Source organism: Bacillus sp. R86525 (assembly GCF_042466195.1).
Classification (GTDB): Bacteria; Bacillota; Bacilli; order Bacillales; family Bacillaceae_G; genus Bacillus_A; species Bacillus_A nitratireducens.
The window spans coordinates 360,572-382,040 of record NZ_JAXHPX010000010.1; the positions used below are offsets into that span (position 1 = coordinate 360,572).

Genomic DNA, 21,469 nt, shown 5'->3' on the forward strand with positions numbered 1-21,469 from the left:
TGCACCAGAACCTTTTATTTCAATAAAAAAAGTTGAGGATTCCCCCAACTTTTTAATACATTTATTGTCTTATTAATCCTGTAGATGTAACCTGATATATTCTTTTCTTACCTATATATTCCTGTTTTCCATTCTCAAGGTTAGTTAAATTCGCTCGCGTTTTTTCCTTTACTGCTTCCCCTTCTATATGAGTAAATTCTATATAATCTCCCACTTTTATAGGCACTATTTTGGTTTCAGCATTTTGTTGTCTATTTCCCACGATTTCCTTATTGTACATAACGCTACCGGATGAGTTCTGGACTTTAATACTTGCATATGTACTATTAAAGTACGAATGCGGTATGCCAGCTTCTAATTTTATTTTCAGCTCTTCTGCTGTTTTATTATAATCTACTTTTGCAATTTCTCGATCACTATATCCTTTTAAGGACCATGCAAATTGTTTTCCGTCTAAAATTGTTGTCTCTGGCATTTTTTCTACTTTTTTTAAGCCCTCTGTTGTAACCTGATACCTTGCTGTCTTTCCAATAGTCTCATTTTTGTTATTTTCAAGATTCGTTAATGTTGCGCGTGTCTTTTCATTTACTGTGTCTCCTTCTATATGAGTTAATTCAATGTAATCTCCCACTTTTACAGACACAGTTTGGGTTTCGGCATTTTGTTGTCTATTCCCTACGATTTCCTTATTGCATATAACGCTACCGGATGAGTTTTGGACTTTAATACTCGCATATGTACTATTGAAGTATGAATGCGGTACACCAGCTTCTAATTTTATTTTTAGCTCTTCTGACGTTTTGTTATAATCTACTTTTGCAATTTCTCGATCACTATATCCTTTTAAAGACCATACAAATTGATTTCCATCTAAAATTGTTGCTTCTGGCATTTTTTCTACTTTCTTCAGACCTTCTTTTGTAATTTCGTACATGGCTTTTTTTCCAAAGCTCTCTTGTTTACTGTTGTCTACATTTTTGAAAGTAGCTCTATTCACACCCTCTAAGTGTGTCAACTCAATATAATCGCCTACTTTGACTGGAACTTTTTGCGATTCAGCATTTTGTTGTTTGTTTCCATAAATATCTTTATTGTATACTACTTTTCCTGATGTATTTTGTACTTTAATACTCGCATATGTTTCATTAAAATAATGATGCGGTACGCCTGCTTTTAAGTCAATTTGCATTTCTTCTTTCGACTTATTGAAATTGATTTTAGCAAACTCGAAATCACTAATTCCTTTTAGGGACCATGCAAATTGATTCCCTACTAAAATATCAGAATTTCCATTTGTAATTGCTACTTTTTTCTCTACAGTTCGATCAAATATATCTGTTAATGTAATTTTAGCATAAGCTGTTTGAGGCAATTGCATAGTTTGACTTACCTCAGTTTGATAGGACTTAATATTGTCGATTACTTTCAAAGCTTGTCCCGTTAACTTTTCATTGTCATAGATTTCAATTTTCCCTTTAAACTGGGGAGTACTTTGTTCTTTCAATTTCCAAGACACATTTAATTTTTGATATTCAAAACGAATATTTTGAATATCAAAATCCAAATTTCCCATTTCTGGTTGACTAGGCTGATTTATATTAAAAGTCTTTCCAGTACCAATAGTTGATTGAGTATTTCCTCCCGCCTTAACCCATAGATATTCTGAAGTTGCTCCTCCATCGTATTGATAAGAGGTATCATGTTGCCCAGAGATACGCTGATTATTCCAAGAATTCCATTGTTTATCTGAAACTTTTCTGCTATAGCCATTTTTAAGGCGTGCTTCTCTTACATCTTGTCCATTACCAGCCCAGTCCTCTTGAAACATCGATAAACCATAGTTAAATGGAACATTCGCAACTGGATGATCCATAATAGCAACTAACTTCCATTGATTTAATTTATTATCTTTTATCCACTGGCCAAACTTTGTATGACCATCTTCTTGCCAAGAACGTAGTGTCATTCGATACCATTCACTATCTTTCCAATTATAAGTTGTTTGTACCTTCAAACCTGTTCCTTCTCCACCAAATCTACTGGCTTCTGAAGTCGGCGATAAATATTCAGCTTTAATTGCTTGGTTTGATGCTATTGGATCCCAAAGTGCAAAGTGAAGGGTACGTTTACCGGTTTGATCAAAACCGCTTTGTTGCTGGAAGCCAGCATAACCGCCACCCTCTCCTCCCTGATTCCAGTTATGTACAGCCCAATATGTATAAGGTGCCGTTTGGATTGGTGACCAGTCTATGCTAATAATATCTGAAGCAGCAGTATTTTGTGGAGTTACATAAACTGATGGAGCATGCGATCGGATTGCTGCCTCTGTACTAGAAATTGGTGCTCCATACATTGACACCATGGTACAAGCCGCAGAAATCATAACAATCTTTTTGATTCTTCCATTTGTTTTTACTTTAAACATAACTTCCTATCTCCTTTTAAATTATTTTAGTTACATTGAATAATAATGATATGCATACTATAAAACAAATTATGTAAAAAAATAACACTAGCTATATTACCTAGTTATGTTTAATGTTTTTTTCACTACTATTACTAATCAAATTATAGTATTTTGTTATAAAATGGTATGATTTAGGACTAGATATATACTAAAAATATTATAAAAATTCATAAATATGTAGTTTTAGATAATTATGCTGAAAGACTCATTTAATAACTTTATTGATAGATTTATGTCTAATTACTCACACTATTAAACATAAATTTGCTTACTGAAATAACATTATGTAAATTTCGAATGTGACAATTGGATAAAATAGCTTATCAATTTGCCAGTATCTTATCATTAGATTAAAAGAGCCCGCTAAAAAACGTAAACTCCTTTACTTACCTAAACATTACATTTATTGCAACCGACCAAAAAATTAACATTAGATTCTTCTGTTAGCTTATTTAATATTTAATGACGTAGATAATGTATTCCAGGGTGCATTTGTAGATGTGTTTTGATATTTAAATTGTCCATTTTGCTGTCCCGAAGCATCCCATTTATATTCCCATCCATCAACTGTTCTATCACCATTAATATCAGTCATCTTAGAATCTACTTTTTTTAGTTTTTGACCACTCATTTGAGCAATCGGATTTTTACCATATCCCATTTCATTTGTATAAATAGCTTCCTCCATGATCTTTAACTGTACTTAGATTATTAGGACCAATAAATTCAACTCCGCCTAATTGAGATTCAACTTTTACTACATTTAATGATTTTAATGGTAGGGCAGGTGCTGCAGAAACATCAGTCGCTAAGCCAACTGTTGCTCCCACTAATAATGATGAAACTCCTAAAATCATTCTTTTTAGCATACTCTCATCCCCTTTCGATTTAATACAAATTGATTCTATCATACTAATTTCATACAATTCCTTCCCTTTAAAAGAGTTAACAAAAAGTACCTATTTACATATGAAATTGTGCATATTCATTGCTTTTTATCATTTATACATAACATTAATCCTACTACAGCATAATTAGTTCTCTACTCTAATTGACTTACCACCTTTGGACCCATTTCAAGTTTGCTGGTTCTGGTGCAAGAACTTAAGGACAATTGCAATGAATCTATAAATCTTGGACATACTGTTACTATTACTTTAGAAAGTGTGCGAGACAGGTATGATTTTAGGGGGATCCAATGCTTTCCATTCAAATATGATAGAATAGAAATATATCCAAAACGGAGGAACAACAAATGAACTCAAACACAAAACAGTTTATTTATGATATCCAGCAAAGAAAGAACAATTATATAGAAAATGTATTAATAGCCATACAACACCCTAAAAAAGAACAATCTGAACAGGTCATTCAAAATATAGTAGAGAAAATGGATATGATGATCAGTTTAGTTACTACTTACATGGTTATTGAATCAGAATCTATGAAAGAATTAAAAGAGCTTCAGGAAGAAATTATTCATGCACAAGCATATATTCAAAAACGAAAATTTGAAGAAACACAGAGATAAAACCCTGTGTTTTTATTTGGTCGTCTATGACGCCGATCTGTTATAAATCAAATTAGATGTAATTTGATCATTAAGGGATTACTTGAAAAGTTTGCACCAGAATCTGTAATGGCTAATTATATCATTTCCATTCACAATCAAAATATAGGAATGATTTCTTTAACAATACACAGCATACTTTGATTTAAGAAAATGCAGATACTCTATTCCGGCATCAGTAATCTTTGTACCAGCTCGCCCTCTTCCTTTTACGACAAATCCTTCACTTTCTAAAATATCCAGACGGCGACGGATTTGCTGTGGGGATAAAGCAAAGTCTGATTCTTTGCTTTTACTTGAAAGTAGATCTCTGCTTGCCGCCTTTCCTTTTTCGTTACATTGCTTGATCACTTCCAAGATAAAAACATGCTCCTTCATTTCCAGTATACTTCCACATACGGGATATTCGGATTTCACGCTGCCCCCCTCTTGTCCCAGCATGGACGGAAGATCTCCTTTCGTCACGACATTTCCCTCACAAATTGTCAGCATATAATCAATTGTGCTTTTTAATTCTCGGATATTTCCAGGCCATTCATATTGCATGAAATACTCCAGCACATCTTGTTCTATCTTTACCCATTTTCCGCTCTTTGTGATGAAATGCTTAATCAAAATTGGTATATCCGCTCTTCTCTCAATGAGTGGTGGAATGCAGAGATTAAGTACATTCAACCGGTAAAATAAATCGACTTTGAATGAACCCGCCCTTATCTTTCCTTGAAGATCTTTATTTGTTGCGGTAATCACTCGAACATTGACAGGTATAATTCTTACACCACCGATTCTGCGGATTTCTCCCTCCTGCAGAACGCGCAGCAGATGTGATTGAACAGTAAGACTTATGTCCCCGATTTCATCCAAAAAGATAGTTCCGTTATCCGCTAATTCAAACAGACCTTTCTTGCCCCCCTTTTGTGCTCCTGTAAATGTCCCTTCTTCGTAACCAAACAATTCACTTTCAAGCAGGCTCTCTGTTAATGCGCTACAATTTACAGCCAGAAACGGTCCGTTTTTTCGCAATGAATGCTCATGAATAGCATGGGCAAACAGTTCTTTTCCTGTTCCTGTTTCACCCTGAATTAAAATCGGATGTTCCGATAAGGCAAGTTTCTTGGCGATTCGCTTACGCTCTTTCATTACAATATGTTCGCCGATAATATCCTCAAATCCGTATTTTGTATGAAATCCTTTATTACGCATTTCTCTTTGCGCTGTTTTTTCAATTTCAAAAGCTTGATGTACACTCTTAAAAGTTGCGACAATTGTATTTTCTTGCATCATTTGCAAACGAAAAATTACGACATCCACGCCATCTATGTCGAAGAACTTGCTTTCATCCTTTCCATTCATGATGAAATCGGTAATATCCCGACGACTCATCACATGTTCTACATACTCATTAACCACATCTTGCGCCACAATATGAAACAATGCCGTAAGACGTTCATTGAATACCGTAATCCGCCCTTCCTGGTTAACGACTAATATTCCATCATCGACAGTTCCTAACACATTTTGGATGTGTTCACTCATCTGCTTAGCATCCCGCTCTGCATGTAATAGCTTACGTTGTAATTCAATGATATTGCTAATATACCTTTCTGAAATCTTCGAGGACATATCCTTGCTCAAACCACAACATTCTACAACTTCCAGAATTGTTGTCATATCAAAAAGACGTACACCTATATCAATTACTTCTTTTATGTAAGAAGGGCACAGATGTGTTTCTCCTGGCGAAACAGCAATTCGAACATCATCATAAAACAATACCCCCTTCCGAAAAGGGATAAATTGAATATGATTTATACCAAGTTGATATAAGGATTCAATAAGATTTATTGTTGCATCATCATTATCATTCACCACTAGAACTGATGAATCTTCAGGTATTCTTAAAAGTTTATCAATGTATTCATGATGAACTGTTCTCTTTCCCACAATTATTTTCTCAGCATTCACGCTATACATACCTTTTGTTTGATCATAAACAGAAGCTGATGAATACAAAATAATTGTATCTTCAAGAGACTGCGGTATTCCCTCATCCGCAGCATGGCTTTTAATATAAACATAGTCTCCAAGCAATTGTTCTAGTTGCTCCTGTAAGGCTTGCGTTGTTTTTGAGCTTCCAGCTATAAGTGTAAGTGAGGATTTTAACATTAAGACACCTGCCTATTTTTAAATTGGTTCTATTATATCGCCAAAAAAGGACAATAAAAACCAAAATCTCTACTCTTGCCATAAAAATCTCCTTAAAAATCACACTATCCATATTGGCACACATATTGCATATATAAATTAATGAAGTGTCCGAGGTTATGAAAAGGAGGGAAACGGCAGAATACGAGAAAAGAACATGGTCTATTAGCGGTATTTTTGTAAGCGTTTTATTTCAATCCATTTATTTTAAATACAAAGGAGGAACACATATGAGCCAACTACAAGAACAGGCTGTTTCACTTGGAAAAAAAGAGAAAAAAATTAATGTTTTTGTATTGCTATTCGGCATTCTCGTAATAGCGACTCTATTAACTTATTTTTTACCGACCGGAGAATATGCACGGATTGAAGTGAATAACCGGACTACTGTAGACCCAAATTCTTTTAAATCAATAGAATCTGCTCCGGTCGGATTTTTCGATATGATAAAAGCTGTTCATACAGGAATGGTAGAAGCCGGAAATATTATATTTTTCTTATTGATTATCGGAGGATTTTTTGGTGTCTTAAGAGCAACTGGTACGGTTGATGTGCTTATCGCTACAATGGCTAGGAAGTTGGCGACGCGTGAAAAACTATTGATTCCTGTCGTGACGCTGTTTTTCGCTGTAGGTGGCTCTTTAATGGGGATGGCGGAAGAAACACTAGCTTATCTTCCTCTTATCATTCCACTGGCGTTGGCTCTGGGATTTGATGCAATTACAGGAACTGCTATCGTCATAGTAGGAGCATTGTCAGGGTTTACAACTGCCATCATGAATCCTTTCACAGTAGGGCTTGCACAAGGAATCGCAGAATTACCGATGTTCTCAGGCATAGTGTTTCGCCTTATTTTATTTGTTATCATCTACCTTGTTTCTGTTCTTTATATCTATCGTTACGCAATGAAGGTAAAGAAAAATCCTTCAATTGGCATCTATGGAAAATATACAAAAAAAGAAGCGGAAAAATTACTGCAATCAAGTGAGAAGTTAACAGGAAGACATAAGTTCATCTTAGGAGCCTTTGTAATTAATTATATCGTTTTGGCGTTTGGTGTAATCAAATTCGAATGGTACATTACAGAAATTTCATCCTTATTCCTTTTATTGACAATAATGATTGGGATCATCGGAAAACTATCTGCAGATCAGATTGTTAACTCCTTTATAAACGGCTCTGCATCCTTGCTCGGTGGTGCCTTGATTATCGGTGTATCGCGCGCCATTCTTGTTGTATTAAATGAAGGGCATATCGTTGATCCTATGCTGCATCAATTATCTGTATCAATCAAGCATATTCCGGACTATTTAAGCGTTGTTGGCATGTACAATTTCCAAGCTCTTATTCATTTTGTTCTAGCATCTGGCACAGGTCATGCGATGCTGACAATGCCGATTATGGTGCCACTTGCAGACTTATTGGGTATTACACGCCAGACTGCAGTGTTATCATTTTCTTTTGCTGACGGAATCGGAAATATGATTTTTCCGACCGCTACGACCTTAATGGCAGGCTTGGCGATTGCAGGAATTTCTTGGACAAAGTGGGCAAAGTGGATTCTGCCACTTGTGTTCATTCACTATCTCATCGGATTAGTAGCTGTTATCATAGCTCACTTCATAGGATATGGTCCATTCTGATATAAAACGAAAAGTATTGACAGGAGGAGAAAAGAATTGATTACCTTAATAAAAAATGGAGAAGTATACGCACCCAACTATCTAGGACGGAAAGACATATTAATTGCAGATGATAAAATCGCATTCATAGATGATAGAATCGCAATTCCTAACAACTTTGCTCCTATTCTAGTCATTGATGCGGCAAATCTTTTGGTTGTTCCAGGATTTATCGATTCACACGTTCATATTATTGGTGGAGGCGGAGAAGGCGGATTCAAAACCCGCACACCTGAGCTGATGCTTACTGATATTACAACTGCAGGTATTACAACATTAGTCGGTTTACTCGGTACTGACGGGACAACACGTAAAATGGAAAGTCTGCTTGCCAAGGCGCGGGCACTTGAAGAAGAGGGAGTCTCTTGTTTCATTCACACAGGCTCCTATCAAGTGCCAGTAAAAACGCTGACGGGAAAAATCGAAGATGATATTATTTTAATTGACAAAATTATCGGTGTTGGAGAGATTGCTATCTCCGACCATAGATCATCGGAACCTACATTTGAGGAAATAGTTAAAGTCGCCACTGCCGCACGCAATGGCGGTATTCTGTCAGGAAAAGCTGGCATAATAGAAGTTCATGTAGGGGACGGAGAAGGAAAACTTTCATTGTTACATGAAATTGCAGATAAAACCAACATTCCGATTCGGCACTTCCATCCAACACATATAAACCGAAACGAAGAATTATTTAGGGCGGGTATTGATTACGCAAAGCGAGGCGGTTACGTAGACTTTACCACAAGTACTACTCCTCAATTTTTGGAGGACGGGGAAGTAAAATGCAGTGAGGCATTACGTATAATGCTTGAAGATGGGATCCCCGTCGGACACATCACCTTCTCCTCAGATGGACAGGCCAGCCTCCCCTTCTTTGACAACAATGGGGAGTATGCAGGCCTTCAAGTTGGAAAAGTATCTTCGCTATTTCACGAAGTACGAGAATCTGTTTTAGTGGAAGGGATTCCGTTAGAAACGGCACTAGAAGTCATTACCACGAATCCCGCACAATTGCTAAAACTTTCAAGTAAGGGCTGTATTCAAACCGGGAAGGATGCTGACATCGTATTGTTGGAAAAAGGAACGTTGGACATTCACAGCGTCATTGCAAAAGGCAAGTTTATGGTAGAAAATAAAGTTCCGATAGTGAAGGGAACATTTGAATAAGAAAGATAAGAAGCTTCTATTACAAAAATCATTTAAAGACACTAGAAAAATATGACACTTATACAAATGAAAAATATAAAAATAAAAGACCATCGGTGATATTATCCCCTTTAAGTAGACAGTGTAAAAAGACCATGTACATACATGGATGTTACACTATTACTTGGAGGGGATTTTTCATGACTAAAAAAGGTTCAACATTTATTACATATTCAGAAGAATTAAAGTTAGCGGCTGTTCAAAGTTATTTAAACGGAGAAGGAAGTTATAATATGATAAAGGAAAAATATCAGATTAGAAGCTCTACACAACTAAAAAATTGGGTAAAAAAATATAAAGAATCTGGTGAAATTACAGATACTCGTGGAAAAAATGGTGGAATGAAAGGTATATCAAATCCTCTAAAAGGCAAACGCGTTCATTTTAAGACGATTGAAGAGGAACGTGACTACTATAAGGCACAGGTTGAATATTTAAAAAAGCAGTATCCGAATCTGTAAATGGAGGTGCACTAAAATATACGGTGAGATATCATATCATTGAATCATTAAAGGGGGAAATATCCAGTTATATGGCTTACGAAATTTGCGGGTGTACATCGTTCAAGTTACTATAAGTGGATTCATACAAAAAGTATGAAAAACATACGACTAGAATCCGAGAAACGATTAAAAAAAGTAATACAATCTATTCACGTAAGGCACAAGGAATATGGTTATCCACGTATGAAAATCGCTTTACAGGAAGAGGGATACTTTATAAATCACAAAAAAGTATATCGCTTAATGAGCGAGCTCAACATTCAATCTATTATTCGAAAGAAGCGTCGCTTCTTTAAAGGGAACTATTCCAATGTTTTTCCGAATGTTTTAAACCGTGAATTCAAAGATCGCCAACAAAATGAAGCGCTTGTTACAGATATTACTTACCTACGATTCCAAGAGGGATTTCGGTATCTTTCTGTTGTACAAGATATTTATAATAACGAAGTTGTTTCTTGGAAAATATCCAAGCGCAACGATAATGAACTTGTATTAGATACAATTGAAATGTTGGCACAAAAAAGAGATGTGCGTGGAACCATTCTCCATTCAGATCAGGGATTCCAGTACACATCTCACACCTACAACAAACGACTTTTAGGTTTAGGTATCATTGGCAGCCACTCTCGCAAAGGAAACTGCCATGATAATGCCTGTATTGAGTCATTTTTCTCCCATTTTAAATCGGAAATGTTGTATTTGAATCATTTTAAAACAGAAGCAGATTTAATACAAGCAATTGAAGAGTATATTTATTTTTATAACTATAAACGGTTCCAAAAACGACTCAACCACCGAGCTCCGATAGAATATCGAATCTCGATGGCTGCTTAGTCTTTTTAATACTGTCTACTTGACAGGGATAAGACCACGGTTTAATAAATCAGTGGTCTTTTATTTAGAGAAGAATTTAGCTAATTAATTTCATGTTTTGAATACAAAGCAATTGCAACCAATGGTTTTAGCAATTAATATTTCTTGTTTCTTATTTAGATAGATATGAAATTTATACGCTTTACTTACTAACATAGGGTGCACCTCACCTTGTTATACGATATCTACAGTAAAAAAAACGTAGGCTTAAGCCTACTGATATTCATCTCCCACCTAAAATTAGTGTTTCACCCCTTTATATTTTTGAGGAAGGAGTCTTGTGTCAGAAACCGAAAAAAAATGAGATACTCCCATTTTTTTCAGTCTTGGATTATTTCGTTTTCATTAGCTTGATAGTGATGTTTCCGTATCCCCTAAAAATAGAAAAGAAGATTGAGACATCGCATCTTCTTTTCAGGCAGAGTTAGACAAAGCATTTTATTGGATAAAATGCTTTCTCTAAGAACTAGCTCTGCAAAAATCGCTGTATTTCTATTTCTGGTAATCCTGTAAGCTTTGCAATGTCTTCTACAGACACACCATTTTTATGCATGCCTCGAATGAGTTGCATCTTTCCTTGCTCAACCCCTTGTTCAATTCCCTTTTTAATTCCTTGTTGTTCTGCATGAGCAAATTTTGCTGCCTCATCCATTAAGGCCTTTTCTCTTGCTTCATATGCTTGACGGAAAGAAGAATCTTGACTCATACGTTCCCATTTATTCATTGCTTTTTGTAAAATCGGATCTCGGTTCATGGCAATATCCTCCAATGTTTGTGTGAGATGTTCATCTTCATTCGCAGGTAATAATAATAACCAACGAACAAACGAATCTTCCCACGGATTGACTTTCTCTTCGCGCCATTGCTTCATCAACTTTGGAATCTCTACTATATGAACTTCTATATCATCACTTAATAGCTTTTGTTGTTCCTGATTCCAAAGGATGCCTGTTGTATGAAATGCTTCATATTCAGGAAACATCGCAAAGTTTAACAGGTTAATTGTAATCGTTTTATGAAGTGAACTATATGGCATGCCCTTTTGCAATTGAGAAGTGTACAACCTTCCCCAATAATACAAACTGCGTTTAATCATATCATGATTGTTATTCAACTGTATTTCTACATTTACCTTTGTTCCTATATCTAATGTAGCCGAAATATCTAAAATCGATAATTTATCTTCTTCATGTTCTCGATGTAAATGTGGATCTTCTAACTGTAGGGAAACAATAGGTGCTTCTAAAGAATTTTTTAACATAGCATTTAAAAAAGCGATTAAAATGTCCTCATTCCCATTTGTTCCAAATAACTGTTTAAATGCAAAATCAATACGTAAATTTACTAATGGATTAGACATCGTTTCCCTCTTTCTGTTCCAGATAATATCTATATCTTTATTGTACATAAAATCAAGGTATAGATGCAAATAAGCTCTTATAGTGAACTACCAGTTCCGGTGCAAAAAAATGTTGAAACATGAAAAGACTGCAAAGCTTTCTTGAAAAAGCGCTTTGCAGCCTTATAATTTCTAGATTTACTCAAATAAAAGTCAATTGTGTTTCCTTCAGAATCGACGGCACGATATAAATACATCCATCGCACTTTTATTTTTATATATGTTTCGTCCACTCTCCATGAGTTATTCATTTGTTTGAGATGACGCCGAATTCATGCTATCGGTAAAATGATATGTGTCTTCAAGAACAAAACGCTAAACATCTTAACACGAACCTGTACGGTATGGTGATAGTACCGTAGCTTCCGAACCTATACAGTCTGTCGTGAGAGTGGTGATGACACACCGCAACCTTGCACGTCAGCGATACCAGAAATGGACTTCGCCTTTGATAGCAAGAATCCTACTGATGTTATTCAGCTTGCCCCTTTAGGGGTGGGAGTCTCAACTCAAACATCATATAGAACCAAGTTTATCTTATCTTAGACTTATAATAGCTTAGTCGCTCATAACAAGAGAGGATAGCATTCACATTTTGCTTATTTATTTTACCACTTGAACAGATACTGGTTTCCAGCCCTGATTCTCTACCCAATCAATATCAACCTTATATTTTTTATTACTTTGCTTATCTCGTACATTACCGTAGGCTTTATTTTCACCATTATTTCCAATAAAATCAAAAATCAATTGACCCTCTGGAGCATCAACAGCATAAGAAATTGCTTTTTTCATCTCATTCCAATCTACTGTTCCTTCTTTAAATTGCATTGCAGGTTTTGCTCCTTGCTCTGTACCAATTGGCTTCCAAGAAGGATTAGTTTGAGAACCCTTTTCTTGAGATGCCGTTTTTTCTCCCTCTTTATTTTCATTTTCGCTCGTTTTTACCGATTTTTCTGCTTTTTGTTTCTCTTCTAACAGTGCTGCTTCTCTCTCTTCACGTTTCTTCTCTTCTAACAGTGCTGCTTCTCTCTCCTCACGTTCCTTCTTTTCTAACTGCGCTGCTTCTTTCACTTCACGTTTCTTCTCTTCTAACTGCGCTGCTTCTTTCTCTTTATGTTTCTTCTCTTCTATCTTTGTTGCTTTCTTTTCTTGAGCAATTGCTTTCTTTGATGTATCAGAAGGGGAAAACAACTGGTATGTCACTATACCAACTGTCACTAATACCAAAGTAAATGCAATATTAAAAATCACCTTTTTACGACGATTTTGTTGTTTTTCTTGAAACCTGCTTCCTTGTCCCATTTTTTAAACCTCCGAGTTTATTTTCTCCTCTAATCTTCATGTATTATTCTTATAATTCTTAATATTTCCATTAAACAATGGAAATGAATTACAATTCCCATACAAGATTTCATATCATAATAAAATTTGTGTTGTTTCAAGCATCTGACATATGTTATTCAAAAATATTTTAATACATTAAAAATTGATAAGCATCTGTTCGTAAGAAACCTTCAATTTTATTCAAAGGTGATTCCAATTACGTCCACATTAGATCTCCTGTAGAAATTTTTTTAACAATTAAGCCCCTTCTTCCCTTATTTATAATTTTCAAATTAAACCGCCCTCTATGGTACAATAAAGATGTGTTGTTTTCTACTGGGGTATGTCGTAAAATCAAAAGGGATTTTATCTCTTTTACCTTTTTTTCAGAGTAACTTTCACCACTAGGAGACTCTATTATTCCTAATGTAATCTTTAATTCGCTTTCATCAAAAATCCAATCTTTATTAAGTTCCCTTATCTTTTGTATAAAGCTTCTTTTGGTTTTTCCTATATAGATCAATGTTTCATTCTTAGCATATACTCTAGAGATTGCAAATATTCCCTTTTTAAAAGCTTCTTCTCTATTATAAAAATCATTTAAACTATACAATCCATACCATTTAATATGTACTGTTTCTATTAACCTCACCTCATTTTTATGATAATATTATAATTTCTGAATGTTCAAATTATTATGGATACATAGCCTTGATTACTTGAATTATAAATAGTGCTTTTCAATAATACATTTTATTATTACTAATTTCAATAATGAACATGTACATATTCATTATTGAATGGCTGCAAAAAAACATGGGAATTTAATTCAATCCCTATATCAAAATGAAAATAAAAAACACCTGTGATATACACAAAGTGCTTTTCTCTTGCCAATTTATCTATTTTTTTTATAACCCAAACTCCTTCGAATCGTACTTTTCTAGAGTTTGCTGCAATTCATTTTTTTCATATGGAAAATGTTTATCTGTCTGTACATCTTCAACATTTTCTCCACCTGCTAATAATCTCCTATACTTAAAAGAGTGCCCTGTTAATAATGGTGTAATTATGTTGTATGGTCCTCCTTTTGTTTGATTACTTGTATCATAAAACAAGTATCTGAAGCTGATATGTGGTCTACTTTACTGATAAAAATAACAAATAAAAAAGGAAACCTGCATGTTCGTTATAGTGATTTTCATATTATATATACTCATATAAATTTATTAATATACAATAATACATATTAGGTTCCTGTATCTTCATGATATTGATGTATTTATGATACTTATATCTTCTATTTAGAAAGGAATACTATTGTACGTTGAAAAGGCGGAGTCTCTTTGAAGACTTCGCCGTTGTTTATATAGGGCATGAATGGTCTCGATACCTTTTATCGTACGTGAAGCATGACGAAGATTTTGAAATCCTGCAGATTTAGCAAAACGTCTCTTTACATGCCTATGATCCTGGTCGATAAGATGGCTAAAATTTTTGATTCTACAATGGATTGTAGTTTGATAAACCGAGAGACCCTTTAGAATAGAAATCACTTTTGACACAAAACAATGATTTTATATGGTGTAGTTTGAGCTGGTATACTCATTGTTGTAAAACTATAAATAGCTATTAAATTTCGATTTACAAGATTACCTGTAAAGAATTGACCATTTGTTAATAAAATTTGAGTAGAAGGAGAAATATTTAATTTTAATTTTCCATCACTACTCTCCAACTGTTCATTAAAATAGTCTACTTTTACATTTTGATGCGGTGTATATTTTGCCATAACAATCGCTTGAAATTGTGGTGGGAAAATTAGAGGAACAGGAGCGTTGGCATCGTAAAACCCAGTTACTTTATCTCCTACTACTACCGTTGCATAGTCGATAAAATACGTATTTGGTTTCACTACAAAATTTATTAAATTCCCATAACCATTATCTACGGAAATTAATTTATTACATCCTATATCTTCGTTTGATCCTGTTACAAAATCGTTAATCATAGTTATTGTACCATCAAATGATTGAAATTTTTTCATTCAAATACCTCTTTTGTTTATATAATTAAACCTCTATCGTTACTCTATAATTTTTAAAAACATGTAAATGAAATAATCCTTCTCGTATCAATTCCAAAAATAACCCAAAACCTACCGTTCCATCTAAAACCAGCAACAGACCTTGGTCCTACAAAAATTGGGAAATACCAAAATTGTTCACCATTACTAAGCCATATATAAGTATTTCGAAATAAACATAATGAAATTGCTCCTGGATCAACAGCAAATGGTGAAGCAGTTGATTGTTGAGGAATAAATGATGGGGGAGGAGATGTTGGAGCTTGTGAACTTTGCTGTCCCGGAAAGCCTGGTGCACCCGGAAAACCTGGCATTCCAGGTATACCTGGGATCTGAGGACCAGGGAATTGACGATCGAAGTATTGATCATAATTTATATAAGGATAATATATTGACTCATTATACATTTAAAAACCACCTCTTTATTTTTGAAATCCTCTAAATTATTAATATGTAATGTGGTTCGTATAGGAAGCTTATTCGCTTCCTATACGAACAATATTTTAAACAGGAAAGTATACCTATACCCTTTTTTTCGGTATGGGGTAATGGAAATTCCAGTGTCATCTTTGCTACTACACCCTGCTACCAATAAAATAAAGTACTAAAAAAACTGTGCACAAAAACCTGTATGGTGACAAGTTTTTGGCACAGCTCTTCTATTTGATCCCTTTCATGAGTATCTGAATCTTTGGAGCCATAAAATATAAAATAACACTTAAAACAATTGATAAACCGCCAATTGCGCCAAAATAAATAATCTCTGTTTCAGGATTATATAATCGAACGAGCTGCGCATTGATAGCTTGTGCAGATGCACTCGTTAAGAACCATAGACTCATTGTTTGAGCAGAGAAAGCAGCTGGTGCTAGTTTTGTTGTAATGGATAAACCCACAGGTGATAAACACAGTTCTCCGATTACGACTAAAAGGAAGCTAATGACTAACCACATAGGGCTTACCAGGGATTCTGTACCATGGATATATGCAGGGATAATCATTACTAAAAATGATAAACCAGCAAATAATAAACCGATCGCAAATTTATTCGCTGTACTTGGTTGACGTGAATTAAGCTTTACCCATAGCCAAGCAAATACTGGTGCTAGCAATACGATATAAATAGGATTTAAGGATTGGAACCATGAAGATTGAAGCTCAAATCCTGCCAAATTTAACTGCGTACGTTGATCAGCATAAGTAGCTAAGATGATTGCTCCCTGCTCTTGAATCGCCCAAAACATCGTAGCAGCGATAAATAGTGGTATGTACGCAATTAAGCGAGACTTTTCAACATTTGTCGTTTTTGGACTACGGTACATAAAGATAAAGTAACCTGTTGGAATCAGGATACCTAAGATGCTTACAAGTAAAGTAAATCGATTAATCGTTAAAATACCTGTTGGGATTGTTAACACACAAACTAGTACAATCGCGATAATGCCAATACTAAACTGTGTAATGACTTTTTTTCTTTCCTTATCCGTTAAAGGATTTGGTACTTGCGTTCCTGCCAATCCTAGATTTTTCTTTTTCGTAAGAACATACATAATTAATCCAAATAACATACCAATTGCAGCCACACCAAATCCTAGGTGAAAGTTATACTTTTGACCAAGTGTTCCAATCACAAACGGAGATAATAGTGCTCCTAAATTAATACCCATATAGAAAATACTGAAACCTGAATCACGACGAGTATCTGATTCACTATATAAATCACCAACAATACTAGATACATTCGGTTTTAATAACCCTGTTCCAAGTACTAAAAATACCATTGAGATAAATAACGTACTAACCGTTCCTGGTAGAGCTAATATGAGATGACCAATCATAATTAAAACGCCACCCCAAAATATTGTTCTACTTGAACCTAATAGGCGATCTGCAATCCACCCACCAATAATTCCAGACATGTAAACTAACGAACCATAGATAGCCATAATGGATGCAGCTGTAGCATGATCCATCCCTAGACCACCTTTTGAAATGGAATAATACATATAGTAAAGTAATATTGCTCTCATTCCATAGTAAGAAAATCGCTCCCAAAATTCTGTAAAGAATAAAGTAAATAGTCCTTTGGGATGTCCAAAGAAACCATTTTGCGGAACGGTGCGAATGATATCGCTTTTGTTAAGTTTCTCCATACAAATACACTCCTAATATACAGATATAGTGATTCTGATTAAGTATATACCAAAAATTAGAAAATTTAAACAAATATCTATTCGTTTAATAATTAGATTTTTGAGAAAAAACAAAATTATGTATTGTTTTTAATGATAATCCCATGTAAATTATATAATATAGATATATTAATTAAAACGTTAATACTGTATAAATATAAATACAAATGTAGGAGGATTTATATATTGTCAATGAAAGCCGTTGCGATTGAAGAAATTTATCAAGATATACTGGATGGAAAAAGGAAACGATTCCCTCCGAATACTTGGAAAGAAGATATGGATAATAAACAGGCCCGCAGAGTAATCACATATTTATTACACAGTATTTTAAAATGGAATAAGGAAGACATCAGAAAAAAATGGAACACTCAATTGCTTGTAAAATATAAACTACGAGGATTACTCAAACATAGATACGAAAGTAGTCCTTTTAAAGCGATAAATGATTTATATCCAAGTGAGTTTAAAGAATGGGAGTTTGGTATGACTCCTTTAAATTTTTGGACGAAAGAAAAGGCATTAGCTATTTTGAAATGGCTGATTGAAGAAAAAGAAAAGTTATCAAAAGAAAAACTCTTACGGGTATACGGTAAAAGATGGTTAGAACGCAAGAAACTCGGTGCCCCTCTGGCGATGTATTGGAATAGCAGTCCTTTTGCAATGATTAACAATCTGTACCCAAGTCGTTTTAAAGAATGGGAATTTCTTATGACGCCCAATAACTTCTGGACAAAAGAAAAAGCATTAGAAGCATTGAAATGGACTATTGAAGAAAAAGAAAAATTAACTCCCGAACAATTACTGATTGTATACAATATAAAGTGGCTAAAAACTCACAGATTAGCGTCTGCATGTCAATTAATGTGGGGGAATAGTCCATTTAAAATGATTAACGACTTATATCAAGGACGTTTTAAAGAATGGGAATTTAAAGTTACGCCTGTTGGCTTTTGGTCTAGAAGTAAAGCATTAGAAGCATTAAGGTGGACCATTGAAGAGAAAGAAAAACTAAACGAGAAACAGCTATTAAAAGTATTTAATCAAAGATGGCTGATAAAACAAAAATTATGGACACCCTTAAAACGCTATTGGAAAGGAAGCCCTTACGAAATGCTTGTTGCTTTGTATCCAAATCGTTTCTCAAAAAGCATGTTAAAAGGGTATTTTAATAATTAAAGTGGAAATGTAAGTATGCAGGGACGCCCTTTGGTGTCTCTTTTTTATAGCTCGCTGCTCTCCCATTTGTAGAAAAGTCAGGGGGTACTGGATTATTTTTGATACCGTATTTTGTTACAGCAAATTCAACGGTTAGGATATTTCATATTTTCAAATGCGAAATGTAACAAAACACAACAAAAACAATATTTTTTGTTACATTAGTTGCGTGTTATAATGAATTATCGTTAACTTTAAGAGAACCAAATTTACATATAGGAGGAGTTTAAGTGAACTTATCTCATGAAAAAAAACTAAAATTAATGATGCATACTATTACTTTATTATCTTTCATCATTCTCACTTTTTTTAGCATTACAATTTTTTATATACCCTTAATTTTTTATTTCATATTCAAATCAAAAGAACTTCGTATAATTGCAATTGAAACAGCTGTTTATCAGCTATTCACTTGGATTATTGTATTAATTTGGAATACTTTTGTAATGAGAATTTTAATGTTTTCTATGTTCCATTCCGATATGAATGCAAGTAATATGTCAATGATATTATGGACAGCCCCATTATATATAATCCTAATTATTTTATTAGTTTTCGGGCCTCTTAAGGGAATTTTATATGTATTACAAGGAAAAAATTTTCATTATCCTATTATCTCCAAATGGATTAGCAAGTAAAAATCAATAAAGAAGAATCCAGCGAATTATGGATTCTTCTTTATTTAGTATCTATTTATGAACTATAAACTCATATTTTGTGTTTAAATGCTAGTTGTATTAATAATTAAGCTATTTTGATGGATTTGAAAGAATGACCTATGCGTTTTCAATATATATATTAGATTGCTACAAATATTAATTTTATAAGATAGAAAAAATAAACACTCTTTGAAAAATTTTAATTAAAATGTGTGGGTTTTCATTTTAGAATCCGTAATTTTTTATAAAAAAGATTAATCATTTTATGTGATCTTTCCTCCATTACAGCGCCGTATCTTCATTTCTAGCTGACAGTTACTATTGAGGAGTTAACTATCACTCTTTATTATATATATACTTTTCTTTAACTTAGGCTTCTTATGTAATCTTACTTTGGTTCCATTAATATCAAAAGCAATCTTTACTTCCTCCAAAGACTCTATTTTCTCCTTATGTTCTTTTTCTATTCTATCTCTTTCTTCTTTTCTCTTAGTCGCTTTGGGACCAATTACGAACAGAATTAAGAATATACTCACCATGACAACAAAAGTAGTCACTAGTACCTCTCCTCCTTTGCCAAAACTTCGTACAACAAAATTCCTTTTAATGTATAAGACTTAATTCAGAAAATTAGAGGGGAACGAGTGCTAGTATAATTACACAGAAAAATTATAGAAATTACCTGCACTATTCCTCCTTCCCCTATATAAACAAAGATTATAAATGACGCAGCAAGGCCGGTACTATCAATGTCATTACAAATATAAAAATTGAACTATATCTCAAACTCGAACTCCATTTCCCATATTTCGGATGTTCAAATTTCTTATAAAGCATACCTAGTGCTAAAGATATTAAAAACATTAATACAGCTGTCCCTAAAATTATAGAAGTAATTAAGCCTACCATATTACTCATAAAGGTTTGAAAATCAAAAGAACGTGTTGTCAACATTAACACTGGTAGAATCCTTATTAATAGAATGAGAATAAACGAACCTACTCCAAAATATATAGATCTTTTTTTCCACTTTATATGTTTAAACCATAAAGAAGCTCCAAAAACTAATAACGAAATTAAAATTACTACAGAAAGAATAAGGAAAATAACATCAAAAAACGCAGGCACACTCGCATGGACTACACCATCTACTTTATTTCCCCCATCTTTTATTACATCACTGCCGCCATTATACAAAGAACCAAACCAGTCTACAATCCAATCGGTCATCCAGGAAATATCAAATGGTAGATCTTCATTTTTTGTTTGTGCAGAAGCAGCTAAGTTATACACCTCCAAATTTTCCTCCCCCTTAATTAAAATTAAACCCTTTACTTTAAGTATATAAACTTACCTAACCAAAACTAAGAAAGTATTAAATCATATTTAATTAAATAGAAGAACCACACTTATGAATAGAAATTTCATTTGTTACATCTGTACACTCGCGTTTTGATGACTATCCATTGCATTTAGCTTTTTCCCTATTTGGGAATAAGTAAAAAAGTACCCATTCAATTGTGATACACATAATAATTGGATGGGTACTTTTTACACATGCTTTATTCTGTTCTTACTTACACACACGAGGTTTATACATTTCATAGTGATACATACTGTAGTATATAATTAAATCTAGGAAAACGAAATTTCACAAACCTACTATTATAGCCTCTTGGTTTATCGGATAGAACATATGTATGAATAAACACGGCATAATATCGTTTTTTCTATCCTTGTAAATGACTTAATATATATCTTTGCGTATTTATGTCTTGGCGTTTTAATGCCGTTACCAGTTCTCGATTAATATCTGATACAGGTAATGGTTCTCCATATATATCAAATAATCTTATACCCAACTTATTTAAAATACGTATATTATTAAGATTCCTACTCTCTTGTGTATAACTAATAATAGTGCGTAAATTAACCCCAAAACTTATCATAAACCAACGCTCCCTCTTCAATGTAAACAGATATGTATATACTTCTATTTATTTTCGAGGAATCCCTTGATGCTTAATAAGCCCTACGTATTTCTCAATACCATAACAGTATAAGCTCTCTCTTTTTCTAC

General features: G+C 34.0%; 18 protein-coding genes and 5 pseudogenes. 7 read left to right on the top strand and 16 right to left on the bottom strand.

Annotation, left to right across the window (positions count from 1 at the left end; all coding sequences use genetic code 11):
• Window positions 1-61 precede the first annotated feature (61 nt).
• Entirely contained in the window at window positions 62-2,425 is a 2,364-nt protein-coding gene (locus SJY24_RS31770; RefSeq protein WP_377867557.1) for a putative mucin/carbohydrate-binding domain-containing protein, read from the bottom strand.
• A gap of 490 nt (window positions 2,426-2,915) precedes the next feature.
• Window positions 2,916-3,378 (bottom strand): annotated as a pseudogene (locus SJY24_RS31775) (DUF4879 domain-containing protein).
• A gap of 344 nt (window positions 3,379-3,722) precedes the next feature.
• Between SJY24_RS31775 and SJY24_RS31780 the strand changes: the two are divergent.
• On the top strand, window positions 3,723-3,998 hold the full coding sequence (locus SJY24_RS31780) for a hypothetical protein (protein WP_377867559.1): 276 nt from the start codon (window positions 3,723-3,725) through the stop codon (window positions 3,996-3,998).
• Between the two features lie 159 nt (window positions 3,999-4,157).
• On the opposite strand, the gene SJY24_RS31785 is transcribed toward SJY24_RS31780, so the two are convergent.
• Window positions 4,158-6,203, bottom strand: coding sequence for a sigma 54-interacting transcriptional regulator (locus SJY24_RS31785; RefSeq protein ID WP_377867561.1), 2,046 nt, complete (start codon window positions 6,201-6,203; stop codon window positions 4,158-4,160).
• A gap of 269 nt (window positions 6,204-6,472) precedes the next feature.
• Here SJY24_RS31785 and SJY24_RS31790 point away from each other — a divergent pair, with 269 nt between their 5' ends.
• From SJY24_RS31790 to SJY24_RS31805, 4 genes and pseudogenes are all read left to right on the top strand, one after another.
• Window positions 6,473-7,885, top strand: coding sequence for a YfcC family protein (locus SJY24_RS31790; protein ID WP_377867646.1), 1,413 nt, complete (start codon window positions 6,473-6,475; stop codon window positions 7,883-7,885).
• Window positions 7,886-7,921: 36 nt separating this feature from the next.
• A complete protein-coding gene (gene iadA, locus SJY24_RS31795; RefSeq protein WP_377867563.1) occupies window positions 7,922-9,094 on the top strand; it encodes a beta-aspartyl-peptidase in 1,173 nt (390 codons plus the stop codon).
• A gap of 179 nt (window positions 9,095-9,273) precedes the next feature.
• Entirely contained in the window at window positions 9,274-9,594 is a 321-nt protein-coding gene (locus tag SJY24_RS31800; protein ID WP_002134894.1) for a helix-turn-helix domain-containing protein, read from the top strand.
• A 63-nt stretch (window positions 9,595-9,657) separates the two neighbouring features.
• Window positions 9,658-10,470: pseudogene (locus SJY24_RS31805) on the top strand (IS3 family transposase); the annotation flags it as partial.
• 99 nt (window positions 10,471-10,569) lie between these two features.
• Here SJY24_RS31805 and SJY24_RS31810 read toward each other — a convergent pair.
• The 10 genes and pseudogenes from SJY24_RS31810 to SJY24_RS31855 all read right to left on the bottom strand — a co-directional run.
• Window positions 10,570-10,665: pseudogene (locus SJY24_RS31810) on the bottom strand (helix-turn-helix domain-containing protein); the annotation flags it as partial.
• A gap of 310 nt (window positions 10,666-10,975) precedes the next feature.
• Window positions 10,976-11,869 (bottom strand): Rpn family recombination-promoting nuclease/putative transposase, encoded by an 894-nt coding sequence (locus SJY24_RS31815; protein WP_377867565.1) that lies wholly within the window; start codon window positions 11,867-11,869, stop codon window positions 10,976-10,978.
• A 113-nt stretch (window positions 11,870-11,982) separates the two neighbouring features.
• Window positions 11,983-12,180, bottom strand: a pseudogene (locus SJY24_RS31820) (DDE-type integrase/transposase/recombinase); the annotation flags it as partial.
• 331 nt (window positions 12,181-12,511) lie between these two features.
• Entirely contained in the window at window positions 12,512-13,213 is a 702-nt protein-coding gene (locus tag SJY24_RS31825) for a YrrS family protein (protein ID WP_377867567.1), read from the bottom strand.
• Window positions 13,214-13,451: 238 nt separating this feature from the next.
• On the bottom strand, window positions 13,452-13,886 hold the full coding sequence (locus SJY24_RS31830) for a sodium:proton symporter (protein ID WP_377867569.1): 435 nt from the start codon (window positions 13,884-13,886) through the stop codon (window positions 13,452-13,454).
• A 259-nt stretch (window positions 13,887-14,145) separates the two neighbouring features.
• A complete protein-coding gene (locus SJY24_RS31835) occupies window positions 14,146-14,352 on the bottom strand; it encodes a histidine kinase (RefSeq protein ID WP_377867654.1) in 207 nt (68 codons plus the stop codon).
• Between the two features lie 186 nt (window positions 14,353-14,538).
• A pseudogene (locus SJY24_RS31840) lies at window positions 14,539-14,763 on the bottom strand (DDE-type integrase/transposase/recombinase); the annotation flags it as partial.
• Between the two features lie 23 nt (window positions 14,764-14,786).
• Window positions 14,787-15,281, bottom strand: a complete 495-nt coding sequence (locus tag SJY24_RS31845) for a hypothetical protein (RefSeq protein WP_377867571.1) — start codon at window positions 15,279-15,281, stop codon at window positions 14,787-14,789.
• A 53-nt stretch (window positions 15,282-15,334) separates the two neighbouring features.
• On the bottom strand, window positions 15,335-15,727 hold the full coding sequence (locus SJY24_RS31850; RefSeq protein WP_377867573.1) for a collagen-like protein: 393 nt from the start codon (window positions 15,725-15,727) through the stop codon (window positions 15,335-15,337).
• A 252-nt stretch (window positions 15,728-15,979) separates the two neighbouring features.
• Complete coding sequence (locus SJY24_RS31855; protein WP_377867575.1) at window positions 15,980-17,473, bottom strand: peptide MFS transporter; 1,494 nt, start codon at window positions 17,471-17,473, stop codon at window positions 15,980-15,982.
• Between the two features lie 225 nt (window positions 17,474-17,698).
• Between SJY24_RS31855 and SJY24_RS31860 the strand changes: the two genes are divergently transcribed.
• Window positions 17,699-18,691, top strand: coding sequence for a DUF4046 domain-containing protein (locus SJY24_RS31860; RefSeq protein ID WP_377867577.1), 993 nt, complete (start codon window positions 17,699-17,701; stop codon window positions 18,689-18,691).
• A gap of 269 nt (window positions 18,692-18,960) precedes the next feature.
• A complete protein-coding gene (locus tag SJY24_RS31865; RefSeq protein ID WP_377867579.1) occupies window positions 18,961-19,368 on the top strand; it encodes a magnetosome magnetite crystal formation protein family in 408 nt (135 codons plus the stop codon).
• Window positions 19,369-19,718: 350 nt separating this feature from the next.
• Here the strand turns inward: SJY24_RS31865 and SJY24_RS31870 are convergent, their stop codons facing one another.
• The 3 genes from SJY24_RS31870 to SJY24_RS31880 form a co-directional block, all read right to left on the bottom strand.
• Window positions 19,719-19,946: a hypothetical protein gene (locus tag SJY24_RS31870; protein WP_377867581.1), complete on the bottom strand. Its 228-nt coding sequence runs from the start codon at window positions 19,944-19,946 to the stop codon at window positions 19,719-19,721.
• 160 nt (window positions 19,947-20,106) lie between these two features.
• A complete protein-coding gene (locus tag SJY24_RS31875) occupies window positions 20,107-20,706 on the bottom strand; it encodes a hypothetical protein (RefSeq protein WP_377867648.1) in 600 nt (199 codons plus the stop codon).
• Window positions 20,707-21,119: 413 nt separating this feature from the next.
• On the bottom strand, window positions 21,120-21,338 hold the full coding sequence (locus SJY24_RS31880; RefSeq protein ID WP_002185843.1) for a hypothetical protein: 219 nt from the start codon (window positions 21,336-21,338) through the stop codon (window positions 21,120-21,122).
• Window positions 21,339-21,469 lie beyond the last annotated feature (131 nt).

Coding starts and splice junctions, on each gene's coding strand:
- SJY24_RS31780 (WP_377867559.1), top strand. CDS start 3,723: ATGAACTCAAACACAAAACAGTTTATTTATGATATCCAGCAAAGAAAG.
- SJY24_RS31845 (WP_377867571.1), bottom strand. CDS start 15,281: ATGAAAAAATTTCAATCATTTGATGGTACAATAACTATGATTAACGAT.
- SJY24_RS31850 (WP_377867573.1), bottom strand. CDS start 15,727: ATGTATAATGAGTCAATATATTATCCTTATATAAATTATGATCAATAC.
- SJY24_RS31800 (WP_002134894.1), top strand. CDS start 9,274: ATGACTAAAAAAGGTTCAACATTTATTACATATTCAGAAGAATTAAAG.
- SJY24_RS31785 (WP_377867561.1), bottom strand. CDS start 6,203: ATGTTAAAATCCTCACTTACACTTATAGCTGGAAGCTCAAAAACAACG.
- SJY24_RS31815 (WP_377867565.1), bottom strand. CDS start 11,869: ATGTCTAATCCATTAGTAAATTTACGTATTGATTTTGCATTTAAACAG.
- SJY24_RS31880 (WP_002185843.1), bottom strand. CDS start 21,338: ATGATAAGTTTTGGGGTTAATTTACGCACTATTATTAGTTATACACAA.
- SJY24_RS31770 (WP_377867557.1), bottom strand. CDS start 2,425: ATGTTTAAAGTAAAAACAAATGGAAGAATCAAAAAGATTGTTATGATT.
- SJY24_RS31790 (WP_377867646.1), top strand. CDS start 6,473: ATGAGCCAACTACAAGAACAGGCTGTTTCACTTGGAAAAAAAGAGAAA.
- SJY24_RS31825 (WP_377867567.1), bottom strand. CDS start 13,213: ATGGGACAAGGAAGCAGGTTTCAAGAAAAACAACAAAATCGTCGTAAA.
- SJY24_RS31855 (WP_377867575.1), bottom strand. CDS start 17,473: ATGGAGAAACTTAACAAAAGCGATATCATTCGCACCGTTCCGCAAAAT.